The sequence below is a fragment of the Deltaproteobacteria bacterium genome, assembly GCA_016213065.1.
Lineage (GTDB): Bacteria > UBA10199 > UBA10199 > SPLOWO2-01-44-7 > SPLOWO2-01-44-7 > JACRBV01.
The window spans coordinates 1-10,723 of the sequence record JACRBV010000078.1 but is presented as its reverse complement, the minus strand read 5'-3'; the positions used below and the strand labels follow the sequence as shown (position 1 = coordinate 10,723).

The 10,723-nt window shown below is 46.5% G+C and carries 12 protein-coding genes; 9 read left to right on the top strand and 3 right to left on the bottom strand.

Annotation, left to right across the window (positions count from 1 at the left end):
• Positions 1-231 precede the first annotated feature (231 nt).
• From lnt to HY877_04790, 8 genes are read left to right on the top strand one after another with little or no spacing between them, the layout of a single operon-like run.
• Positions 232-1,782: an apolipoprotein N-acyltransferase gene (lnt, locus tag HY877_04825; protein MBI5299601.1), complete on the top strand. Its 1,551-nt coding sequence runs from the start codon at positions 232-234 to the stop codon at positions 1,780-1,782.
• A complete protein-coding gene (prfB, locus tag HY877_04820) occupies positions 1,763-2,863 on the top strand; it encodes a peptide chain release factor 2 (GenBank protein ID MBI5299600.1) in 1,101 nt (366 codons plus the stop codon). Before lnt ends, prfB begins: the two co-directional genes overlap by 20 nt.
• Positions 2,864-2,884: 21 nt before the next feature.
• Entirely contained in the window at positions 2,885-3,124 is a 240-nt protein-coding gene (locus HY877_04815; GenBank protein MBI5299599.1) for a DUF4160 domain-containing protein, read from the top strand.
• Positions 3,084-3,344 carry a DUF2442 domain-containing protein gene (locus tag HY877_04810; protein ID MBI5299598.1) on the top strand — a complete coding sequence of 87 codons (261 nt, stop codon included), beginning with the start codon at positions 3,084-3,086 and terminating at the stop codon, positions 3,342-3,344. Before HY877_04815 ends, HY877_04810 begins: the two co-directional genes overlap by 41 nt.
• Positions 3,345-3,396: 52 nt before the next feature.
• Positions 3,397-4,845 (top strand): menaquinone biosynthesis decarboxylase, encoded by a 1,449-nt coding sequence (locus HY877_04805; GenBank protein MBI5299597.1) that lies wholly within the window; start codon positions 3,397-3,399, stop codon positions 4,843-4,845.
• A complete protein-coding gene (locus HY877_04800; protein ID MBI5299596.1) occupies positions 4,821-5,528 on the top strand; it encodes a ubiquinone/menaquinone biosynthesis methyltransferase in 708 nt (235 codons plus the stop codon). The genes HY877_04805 and HY877_04800 overlap by 25 nt, the downstream gene beginning before the upstream one ends.
• Positions 5,512-6,075 (top strand): UbiX family flavin prenyltransferase, encoded by a 564-nt coding sequence (locus HY877_04795; protein MBI5299595.1) that lies wholly within the window; start codon positions 5,512-5,514, stop codon positions 6,073-6,075. Before HY877_04800 ends, HY877_04795 begins: the two co-directional genes overlap by 17 nt.
• The gene (locus HY877_04790; protein MBI5299594.1) at positions 6,063-6,971 is read left to right on the top strand and encodes a UbiA family prenyltransferase; all 909 of its coding nucleotides are present in this window, start codon (positions 6,063-6,065) and stop codon (positions 6,969-6,971) included. The genes HY877_04795 and HY877_04790 overlap by 13 nt, the downstream gene beginning before the upstream one ends.
• Positions 6,972-6,978: 7 nt before the next feature.
• Here the strand turns inward: HY877_04790 and HY877_04785 are convergent, their stop codons facing one another.
• From HY877_04785 to HY877_04775, 3 genes are all read right to left on the bottom strand, one after another.
• On the bottom strand, positions 6,979-7,437 hold the full coding sequence (locus tag HY877_04785; protein ID MBI5299593.1) for a hypothetical protein: 459 nt from the start codon (positions 7,435-7,437) through the stop codon (positions 6,979-6,981).
• 340 nt (positions 7,438-7,777) lie between these two features.
• A complete protein-coding gene (locus HY877_04780) occupies positions 7,778-8,860 on the bottom strand; it encodes a hypothetical protein (GenBank protein MBI5299592.1) in 1,083 nt (360 codons plus the stop codon).
• Positions 8,857-9,450 (bottom strand): hypothetical protein, encoded by a 594-nt coding sequence (locus HY877_04775; GenBank protein MBI5299591.1) that lies wholly within the window; start codon positions 9,448-9,450, stop codon positions 8,857-8,859. Before HY877_04775 ends, HY877_04780 begins: the two co-directional genes overlap by 4 nt.
• Positions 9,451-9,684: 234 nt before the next feature.
• Here HY877_04775 and HY877_04770 point away from each other — a divergent pair, with 234 nt between their 5' ends.
• Positions 9,685-10,578 (top strand): MBL fold metallo-hydrolase, encoded by an 894-nt coding sequence (locus HY877_04770; protein MBI5299590.1) that lies wholly within the window; start codon positions 9,685-9,687, stop codon positions 10,576-10,578.
• The last annotated feature ends 145 nt before the right edge of the window (positions 10,579-10,723 follow it).

Here is a 10,723-nt window from a genome sequence, read left to right as displayed (position 1 = left end):
TGGCAAACTGGGCCACTTTTGAGCAAGATGTTTTTGCGTTTGCTCTGTAACTGGATTGTTATCTTGACGAGCCCGTTGCCTTAATTGGGCACGGCGGGTTCTCAAAGGAGCTTAGCTTGTAAAAGCTATGTTTACTTCATGTAAATGAGCATCCGGCTTTGCCGGTGCGAATGAAAGGGGTACGGGGGGAAGGAGCCCGGTTTTTTGGGCGAGTCGTTCCCCCCCGATATTATGAAAAAGTGGGGACTTGCTGTTTTATCGGGTCTTTTGATTGGTCTTTCGTTTCCTGCGATTTTTTTTGGCGTTCCTCTTCCCCCGTTGGGATTTTTAAGTTGGGTTGGACTGGTTCCTCTTTTTATCCTCATTCATAACGCTTCGCCCAAGGAAGCTTTTCGTTACGGTTACATCACGGCTCTCATTTATTTTCTCCTTTCTACCTATTGGCTTTTTTATGCGCTAAATAATTACGGTCATGTTGCGCCTCTCCCCAGCGCCGCCACAGTTTTGCTCCTCTCATTGTATCTCTCGCTTCATCCCGCCTTCGCGCTTTTTTTCGCCCGTCTTTTTGCAAAAAAATGGGGTGGGGAACAAATGGTGTGGCTGGCGGTTTTTTGGACGATTTTTGAATGGGGCAGAAATTATCTGCCGGTCGGCGGCTATCCATGGTCCAATCTGGCAATGACGCAAGCCGATTTTCTTCCTTTAATCCAAATCGCCGATATCACAGGCGCTTATGGAATTATGTTTCTCGTGGTTTGGTTCAATGCGTTTTTGGCGGAGATATTTCTGCATTGGCGCGGGAAAAAAATTGCAAACCTCCAATCAAAAATTATCGTCACAGCTTTGCTTTTGTTGACAACTCTTTCCTATGGATTTTATCGCCTCCACACCGAACAACAAAAAATCGCAAGGGCAACGCATTTAAATGTGGGGCTCATTCAACCGAACATCCCGCAGGAAGAAAAATGGGACGACACCAAAATCGCCAAACAGAGAGCTATTTTTAAAGAAGCGGCGGCAAGTCTTCAAAACAGTGTTGATTTAATCATCTGGCCCGAAGCGTCATGGATTGAGCCTGTTCCATTGGATGCCACACGCGTCCCGCCCGAAGAATTAGGAATTACGGCCCACCGCGGTCCCATCCCTTTCACATTGCTGGGGCTCGACTTTTACGCCATCAAAAACGGCAATGAACGCTATTTTAACAGTGCCGCGCTGGTTAATTCATACGGAAATATTTTGGGGAAATATAATAAAGTTCATCTTGTACCGTTTGGCGAATATGTCCCCCTCGGAAAAATTCTCTCTTTCATAGGACCGGTGGCGGCCGTCGGCGATTTTGAAGCGGGCACTTCTCTTATGCCACTGAACCTCGAAACATGGAAAATCGCACCGCTAATTTGTTTCGAAGATGTTTTTCCAGAGATTTCGCGGGCGATGGTCAAAAATGGGGCCAATCTGTTCATCAATATCAGCAACGATGCGTGGTACGGTTTGTCTGGAGCGGCTTATGAGCATGCCACCCTCTCCCAACTCAGAGCGGTTGAGACCAGACGCAGTGTTGTGCGGGGAACCAATACCGGACTTACAACCATTATCGATTCCACCGGCAAACAAGTTGTTTCCTCCCCCATTTTTGAGCGAAGCGTTTTGGTGCACCAAGTAAGTCTTTTGACCGGCCAAACTATTTATACCCGCCTCGGAGACTGGTTTGTTCTTGCTTGCTTTATTTATGTTGTATGGCATTTGCTTTACCGCAAATATGTCCTCAAAAGAACTTAAAGAAAGACTTGAAACCTGCAAAGATAAGCTCGAGTCATTAAAAAAACATCTTAATCTCGATCAAAAGCGGGCTCAGGCCGATAAACTCAAACAACTTTCCTTGGCCGATAATTTTTGGCAGGACCAAATGAAGGCTCAGGCTACCCTCAAAGAGTTTAACGAACTCAAAACTTTAATCGACCAATGGCAGAAGCTTCAACAAAACATCGACGATGCCGGGGCTATTTTGGATTTGATGCAGGGGGAAGAAAACGAGGAGCTTGTACAAGAAGGACTTCTGAAACTATCCCAAACAGAACAGGAAATTGCGGGACTTGAGTTTAAGCGCATGCTCTCCGGCGAACACGATCGCGCCGGAGCTATTTTGTTTATCAACGCCGGTGCTGGAGGCACGGAATCTTGCGACTGGGCCGACATGTTGCTTCGCATGTACCGACGTTGGTGCGACAAAAAAGGGTTTCGCAATGAGGTGGTCGATTTTACTCCGGGAGATGGCGCTGGTTTTCGAAGCGTGGTGCTCACGGTTGAAGGGGATTACGCATACGGTTTTCTGAAGGCGGAAATTGGGGTGCATCGACTTGTGCGTATTTCTCCTTTCGATGCTAACAAAAGACGCCACACTTCTTTTGCTTCGGTCTTTGTGTTGGCCGATGTTGAAAAAGATATTGAGATCGTTATTAAAGATGACGATTTAAGAGTCGACACATTTCGTTCCGGTGGCGCCGGCGGACAACATGTCAACAAAACCGAATCTGCCGTGCGTCTAACCCACATCCCAAGCGGTATTGTGGTCGCCTGCCAAAGTCAGCGAAGTCAGCATCAAAACAGAGCCACCGCGATGAAATTGCTCAAGGCAAAACTCTACGAGTTGGAAATGGCGAAACGCCAAAAAGAAAAAGACACCATCGAGAAATCAAAAAAGAAAATCGAATGGGGCTCTCAAATTCGTTCCTATGTGATGCAACCCTACCGCCTCGTCAAAGATCACCGCACCAATCTGGAATCCGGCAACGTCGAAGCCATCATGGACGGCGACCTAGACCCCTTCATCCAAAAATTTTTGATGGAGTTTCCGGATTAAAATGAATAGGATGCGTTGCAGATGAGCCCGACAATTTTTCGATGGAAGGATTACCGGTTTTTCTTTTTCTCAAGGGAAGAAGAAAGAATGCATGTTCATGTTGCCTGCAATGACGGCGAGGCAAAGTTCTGGCTGGAACCAATCGTGGCCCTTGCAAAAAATTACGGATTGTCTCAAAATCAGCTGAGGGAAATACAAAAAATAATTGAAGGAAAAAACAATGAAATCACAAGCGCATGGAAAAAACACTTTAAGAGCTGAAGTACAGGGCATTTCTCCCAATGGAATCTGGCTTTACGTAATCGATAGGGAATATTTTCTGCCTTTTAAAGAATATCCGTGGTTTGAAAATGCAAGAGTTGCTGATATTTACAATGTCGCGCTGTTGCAAGACCATCATCTACATTGGGTGAACTTAGATATAGATTTGGAGCTGGAATCTCTTGAACAATCAAAAAATTATCCCCTCATCTACCGGTAATTCGCCCCATCCCCCTGTTGCCAACCGCTAAAGCCAATGCTATAGCCCCGGCATGGCGTTTAACTCCCTCACGGATTTTGTAAAATTTTTGGAAGAGCGCAAGGAACTCAAGCGCATCACCTATCCCGTCAGCACCAAACTTGAAATCACCGAAATTGCTGACCGTCTTGTTAAAAAGGGAAATTCGCCTGCCCTCCTGTTCGAAAATGTTCAGGGTTCTTCTTTCCCCGTTTTGATCAATGCATTCGCTTCTGAAAAACGCATGGCTTGGGCTTTGGGTGTTGAAAATCTGGACGACCTCGCAAAAGAGTTGGCCGAGCTCATCAAAACACAACCACCGCAAAGTCTCCTTGAAAAAATCAAAATGATTCCCAAGTTGGCCAAAGTTGCTTCTTATATGCCCAAAAAAGTGGGGAGTGGCGATTGCCAGGCGGTCGTAATGAACCCACCCGATCTGACCAAACTTCCTGTTTTAACTTGTTGGCCGAAAGACGGCGGCCCTTTCATCACTTTTGGAACTGTTTTCACCAAAGATCCCGACACACAAATTCGCAATGTGGGTCTTTATCGCATTCAAGTTTTCGACGGACAAACAACGGCCCTGCACTGGCAGATGCACAAAACGGGGCGACGCCACTTTGAACGCTATCGTGAACGCGGCGAAAAAATGCCTGTATCGATTGTGATCGGCGGAGATCCCGCCATCACATGGTCTGCGTCTGCTCCTTTGCCCGACGGAATGGATGAGTTGTTCTTGGCCGGTTTTATCCGAAAAAAATCGGTGGAGCTTGTAAAATGTCAGACGAACGAATTGTTTGTGCCGGCCGATGCTGATTTTGTGATTGAAGGATATGTCGATCCGAAAGAAACATTCGTAACTGAAGGGCCTTTTGGAGATCATACCGGTTATTACACACCGCAAGAACCTTTCCCGAAGTTTCATGTAACCGCCATCACGCATCGCAAAAATCCGATTTACTTCACGACAATTGTCGGTCGCCCACCGATGGAAGATGCGTGGATGGGAAAAGCCACCGAGCGGATTTTTCTGCCTCTTCTGCAGATGATTTATCCAGAAGTGGTTGACATGCATATTCCCGCAGTCGGTTGTTTTCACAACTTGGCTCTGATCTCGATAAAAAAACAATATCCGGGGCATGCAAAAAAAATTATGCACAGCTTGTGGGGAACGGGCCAAATGATGACGAACAAAACGCTCGTAATTTTTGATCACAATGTGAACGTACAGGACCTCTACGAAGTTGCTTGGCGGCTCACCAACAACATCGATGCCAAACGGGATATCACATTTGTAGAAGGACCGGTTGATCATCTCGATCACGCCTCCCCTCATCAATTCGTCGGTTCAAAAATGGGCATTGATGCCACCAGCAAATGGCCGGAGGAAGCGCATTACAGGAAATGGCCCGAAGATGTGGTGATGGATGAAGCAACCAAAAAACGTGTGGATGAAATATGGAAGGATTTAAAAATCGAATGAACGTCAAGGAACTTTTCAGCAACATCAGCGGCACTTATGATCTGCTCAATCGTGTTTTGAGCATGGGGACCGACAAACGGTGGCGCAAAAAGGGCACAAAACTTTTGCCGCATGGAAAAAATTTGCGCATTCTGGATCTGGCCAGCGGCACTCTTGATCTGACATTGCAATATGCAAAACAAGGAGACGGAGAAATCTATTGCGTTGATTTTGCTTTGCCCATGCTGATGACCGGTCGCACAAAAGTTTCCCCGGTACTCGATCATCGCATTCATCTTATTTGCGGCAATGGTATGGGGCTCCCCTTCCCCGGCCAATTTTTCGATGCGGCAATGTGTGCGTGGGGAATGCGAAACTTTTCCGATCCGCTGAAAGGTTTAAAGGAAGCACAGCGCGTATTGAAACCGGGAGCCTCTCTCCTCGTGATCGATTTTTTCAAACCCTCTCGTTCCTTCAGCAAAATTTTCTCACGAACTTACGGAAAATATATCATTCCAACTCTGGGCAGTCTCATTTCCGGAAATAAAGCCGCTTACGATTACCTTTACAACTCCGTTGAAGGTTTCTACACGCGTTTTGAATATGAAAATCTTTTGGAGCAGGCCGGATTTGAAATTATTGTTTCGAAAGACCTCACGGGGGGTATTTCCTCGCTGATACTTGCCAATGCCAACACTGACTAAAAAAATCGTCGTCTGTATTTCAGGAGCGAGCGGGGCCATTTATTCGAAACGCCTGCTCGACCATCTTGTCAAAACACCTCATCAGGTGGCCATTGTGATGAGTGACCATGCCCGGCAGATTTGGGATTCAGAGATCGAGGGCGTTGATATCCGAAATTATGATCGACCAGTTTACGACATTCGTGATTTTAGCGTTCCGTTTGTGAGTGGCTCAAACGCGTGGGATGCCTGCGTGGTGATCCCCGCCAGCATGGGAATGATTGGGCGGATTGCCCACGGTTATTCTGATGATGTGATTGCCCGCACAGCCGATGTTCAGTTCAAGGAGCGCAAAAAATTGATTTTGGTGCCGCGTGAAACGCCTTACAATCTGGTGCAAATTGAAAATATGAAACTTTTGACTCTGGCGGGGGCCGTGATCCTGCCCGCCACTCCCTCTTTTTATTCGAAACCAAAAACGATCGAAGAAGCCGTCGACACAGTGATTGCGCGAGTGCTGGATCATTTGGAAGTTGAAAATGAATTGAGGCAACGATGGAGCCAATAAAGAAGGCGCCCAACAAAAGGTGCCAGCAGTATATTGCTGGCTCCTTTTACACACATTTTATCCATACTCTCAACCTAATCAAATTTTCGCATTCCATCTTCGCCCTTCCGTTTGCTTTGGCTTCGATGCTCGTGGCGGCACACGGCTGGCCCGGCACGCGAATTTTTCTCCTCATTTTGGGCGCAATGGTTTCAGCCCGTTCTGCGGCGATGGCATTCAATCGCCTCGTAGACGCCGACATCGACGCCAAAAATCCGCGCACCCAAACGCGACACATTCCCAAAGGATTGCTTTCGAAACAATATGTGGGGATATTCACACTTCTATGTGCGTTGGGATTTTTTGGAGTTTGTTATGCCATCAATCCTCTCGCTTTTCGTTTAAGCCCCATCGCTCTGGCAATTCTCCTCGGCTACTCTTTTGCTAAACGCTTTACATGGCTCACCCATTTTTGGCTGGGAATCAGCTTGGGGATCGCGCCGATTGCCGCGTGGATTGCCGTGACGGGGCAAATCAATATGACATCGGTTTGGTTGGGACTTGGCGTTTTATTTTGGGTGGCGGGTTTCGATATTTTCTACTCAACACAAGATGCCGAGTTTGACAGCCAAGAAGGAATCCACTCCGCCGTTTCATTATGGGGAATCGTAAGAGGGCTTCGCATGGCGAAGCAGTGTCATGTGTTGACCATGCTTTTTCTGATTCTCTTTGGATTGTCTGCGCCTCTTTCCACAATTTACTGGATCACCCTCGTTCTAATCAGCATCGCTTTTGTTTGGGAGCATTCGCTAGTCAAACCACAGGACCTCTCGCACATCAACACCGCCTTCTTCACAATCAACGGTTTCATCAGCCTCGGGTTTTTCGCAGGTGTTGCAGTAAGCATCTGGCATTAAGGCACTTTTATGCGGCTTTTTTCCAGTCTTTCCCTTTGGCAACAAATATTTTTTTTGCTGGTTTTGCTTTTGAAAGATTACCGTAATGAGTCAAATCGAGCGCATAATCTTTATACGTCTTACAATGATATAAAACAAGGGTCCTTAAAAACCGTTCCAAAGATAATGACATTTTTTCTTTTCCAGTCTCCCAGCGGGAAACACTCTCTGGTGTTACATCAATGGCTCGGGCGAAATCAACGCCGGAAAAACCGAGGTGGGAGCGTAAAAAGCGGATTTCTTCGGGCAATAAACGCAACGGTTGAGAAGCAATATGGAAGGCAATCAAATCATGCAATTGTTGCATATTGGGAATAACTGTTTCTTCTTCAGCGCATTTCACACATACAAAAATTTCCATGTTTTTAAGAACAATATTTTTCAAGCCACTGGCATCGTAGCGAAAATCTCTGATCACTTTTTTCATTTTTCCTTCACAGAATAAACATTTCATCTCTTTTTCCTCCAAGCGGTTATACATCGAACATAATCGGGGAGAGAAAAACTAATCACTACAAGCATCCTAGAAGTTTCTACGCGATATCGATAAGTATTTTTGATCAACTCCGGACCCTTAAAAATTTGACCTCCTTTTAAAACATTAAAAACATCAACGGCTATCATGCTATCTTTTTTTAATTCTTCCAAGCAATGTCGAGTGAACGATATTTTCGAAAGACCGTGCCGATTGAGGATCTCCGAAAGAATTTTTCTTGCCTGATTTCTTTGTAGTCTTGATGTTATATCAATTATAGATGTTTTGTCAATCACTGCACCTCCACACTTCCCGGTGTGGGGGTGTTATTTACTGCCCAATCCTCGGCATTGTTGTCGGAATCAAAAGTTTCAGGTCTTCGGCTGATGCTTTTGCCGCTGGGGGCATCGGGACCCGGCAGACCTTCGTAACAGAGCAGATTATTTTCTCCGCGCAAAACAAGCGGGGATCCATAACCCACGGCATCCGACAACTTTCCGGAAGGATCAACGAGCTGGATACAATCGGGACCGTTTTGGGGATCCAGACTTGTTACAAAATCGACGGGAACCACTTTTGTCATTCCGGGTTGACCCGTAATCGCATCGGCAATCACAAAAAGTCCCTCGCTGTTCGTTTCCATCCCGGCGGGAATTTTGATCGTGCCCATGATCTTGCCATCACTCCCCCTCACCATGTTTATCTGATAGCCGGAAATATCATGTTCCGGTTCTCCCTTGAGTTCGATAAAAAGATCCCCCTCTGTATCCACTCCAACGGCATCGTAAAAAATTTCATTGAGCTTCAAATAGATTGATTTAGGCAAGGCCGGGGTCGGGACTGGCGGAGAAGTTGAGGAGGAGGATTTATCATCAACAACCGTTTCGCTCTCGGAAGCAATCCCCTCTGCATAAAAAGAGCTGAAAAAGGGATTGGGCCCCGACCCCGGGGTTTGATTGAATGGCAGTTGGTCTTGGGAAAAGAGTTTGGGAGTGACCAGCACGCCACAGCGGACTTTTGGCGGAAAAGATTTTGACGAATGGAAACGGACGGTCAACCCATCCGGTGAAACTTCATAATTTCCCTCGCTGGGAGTCAATTTATTATCCTCTGCCTGTTTCCACAATGCCTGCACATCGACATTGCCTTCCGCAACAGGCACTACCAAAAAAGATTTTGCAGAGACGGTTTTGGAATCGATCGGTTTTGAAAAAAGCACTTCGACGGTGGAACCACCATATCCATTTTCCCCATCCACCGGAGCAACCGAAAGCACCTTTGGTTGTTTGTCCACCAACGCATCAAACCCCAACGGCTCCAATCCACCGCCACAGTGAAGACACATTAGTAATGTCAAATACCCGATGCGTTTCATAAGCCCCCCCGCAATTGATCACTAAACCAGCCGCCGGTTAGGCCGTCGAGCACGGCGGTTGCGTCTGCCATTTCAATTTGTTTTAAATTTTGATCCAGATTTGGTGCGTGGCTTTTCTTCAACAAAGCGACCTCTTGCGCAAGACGTTCCCTCTTGAAATAATTTTGACGAATCTGATTTAGAATGCGCTCCCTTTCCTGCGCCAATTCCCTTGCTTCCGCGCTGATTTCCAAATCATCTTTTGAATAAAGTAGTTGATCGAGAAACCAGACCGCCTTCACCTCAAAATTCATGTCGTTGTCGGCATTTTGAATCTGGGTCTGTTCGGGGGGACCCACCGTCACACCGGTGGAATTGACGGAAACCTGATCGGCCACATTCAGATTGATGTTATTCTTAAGACGCCTGTCGAAAGTGAATTGAAATCTCGGCAGATAGGGAGCCTTGCGGGCCTTTTTCGACCAGTCCCGGACGTTTTCGGGGTTCAGTCTTGCATAATGAAAAGCTTTTTCCACCACCTGCTGTACCGTTGGAGTTGTGCTTCCTGAAATTAACAGCATCAAACTCAACCCCATCATCAAAATATTCATGTCTCCTGCAAAAGCAAAAAGGATGCCAAGCGATTTTGAAGAAATTGGATGAAAGGAAGACTGAAGGTGATTTGTTTTCGTCCTGCACTGTTTTGTTTTCGTCGTTTCTTTCCCCTATAAATAGCACAGCAAAACTTTTTCCCTTGGCACTCTGTTTGCAATGCCAACTTTATAATGCATTTTTTGATTCTTCTTATTGCTTTCGTCTTCTCTGGATGTGGTCCCGCGATTGAAATGCCAAAAAATATTTCGCCCGCCAGCATTCAAGCGAATCCAAGCGAACCGGCTGAGCCGGAATCGACCAAACCGGGATGGATGCGGATTATTGTGCTTGATGTCGGGCAAGGAGATTCCACTCTCCTTGTTTCTCCGGAAAATGAAGCGATATTAATTGATGTGGGGCCCCCAGACACGGGTCCTCCTGCAATTTTTTCGGTCCTCGAAGATTTAGGCATCACCCATCTGGAACATATTTTCATCTCCCACCTTCAGGAGGATCATATGGGAGGACTCAAAACTATTTTGGGCAAAGGTTTTGCCAATGCAGAAGATGTGATCAACAAAACAAATAGGAATGTTGGAGAGACGGTTTCCCTTGGTCCCGCAACCATTCAAATCAAGGCCAGCAATGGCTGGATTGGAACATTGCCGCCGCCTCCCAATGCTGATGCCGACGAAAATAATTTAAATCACGCTCTTGTCATCCAATACGGACAGTTCCGCTATTTTACCGACGGGGACATGCCCGGGGGTGGCGGCAATCCGCCCTATCAGACTATTGATTTTGAAACACCGCTTGCTCCGTTGATCGGAGATATTGATGTAATGCTGATTCCGCATCACGGCAGTAACACAAGCACAAACCCGATTTTTCTCGATACGCTCAAACCGGAGGTGGCTTTGATTTCATTTGGCGACAACAATGAATATTTTCATCCTCACCCTTCCGTGCTGGCGCGGCTTAAAAAAGCCGGCGTGAAAATCTACACCACAGAACGGGGTTCCATCACTCGTAATAATGAGACGGACATCAACATCATTCAAGGCAATATCTGTCTTCTAACGAATGGTGAAACCTATTTTGTCAAAGCTTACGCCATTGACAAATGCACTCCACCACCTTTATAAAAACGCATGTGCGCCAAGAAGTTTATCAAATACCTGCGAATGAGAGATTTGCCGGCGAAGCGACCTGACGCACGCTGTATCGGACTTGGCACGTACTACTCCGCGAGGAGTTAGCGTGAAGCCCAAGCGAGAAAGAAGACAGGCC

Bases quoted from the DNA above. Each gene is read 5' to 3' on its own strand.
- lnt (MBI5299601.1), top strand. From the start codon at position 232: ATGAAAAAGTGGGGACTTGCTGTTTTATCGGGTCTTTTGATTGGTCTT.
- prfB (MBI5299600.1), top strand. From the start codon at position 1,763: ATGTCCTCAAAAGAACTTAAAGAAAGACTTGAAACCTGCAAAGATAAG.
- HY877_04815 (MBI5299599.1), top strand. From the start codon at position 2,885: ATGAGCCCGACAATTTTTCGATGGAAGGATTACCGGTTTTTCTTTTTC.
- HY877_04810 (MBI5299598.1), top strand. From the start codon at position 3,084: ATGAAATCACAAGCGCATGGAAAAAACACTTTAAGAGCTGAAGTACAG.
- HY877_04805 (MBI5299597.1), top strand. From the start codon at position 3,397: ATGGCGTTTAACTCCCTCACGGATTTTGTAAAATTTTTGGAAGAGCGC.
- HY877_04800 (MBI5299596.1), top strand. From the start codon at position 4,821: ATGGAAGGATTTAAAAATCGAATGAACGTCAAGGAACTTTTCAGCAAC.
- HY877_04795 (MBI5299595.1), top strand. From the start codon at position 5,512: ATGCCAACACTGACTAAAAAAATCGTCGTCTGTATTTCAGGAGCGAGC.
- HY877_04790 (MBI5299594.1), top strand. From the start codon at position 6,063: ATGGAGCCAATAAAGAAGGCGCCCAACAAAAGGTGCCAGCAGTATATT.
- HY877_04785 (MBI5299593.1), bottom strand. From the start codon at position 7,437: ATGAAAAAAGTGATCAGAGATTTTCGCTACGATGCCAGTGGCTTGAAA.
- HY877_04780 (MBI5299592.1), bottom strand. From the start codon at position 8,860: ATGAAACGCATCGGGTATTTGACATTACTAATGTGTCTTCACTGTGGC.
- HY877_04775 (MBI5299591.1), bottom strand. From the start codon at position 9,450: ATGAATATTTTGATGATGGGGTTGAGTTTGATGCTGTTAATTTCAGGA.
- HY877_04770 (MBI5299590.1), top strand. From the start codon at position 9,685: ATGCCAAAAAATATTTCGCCCGCCAGCATTCAAGCGAATCCAAGCGAA.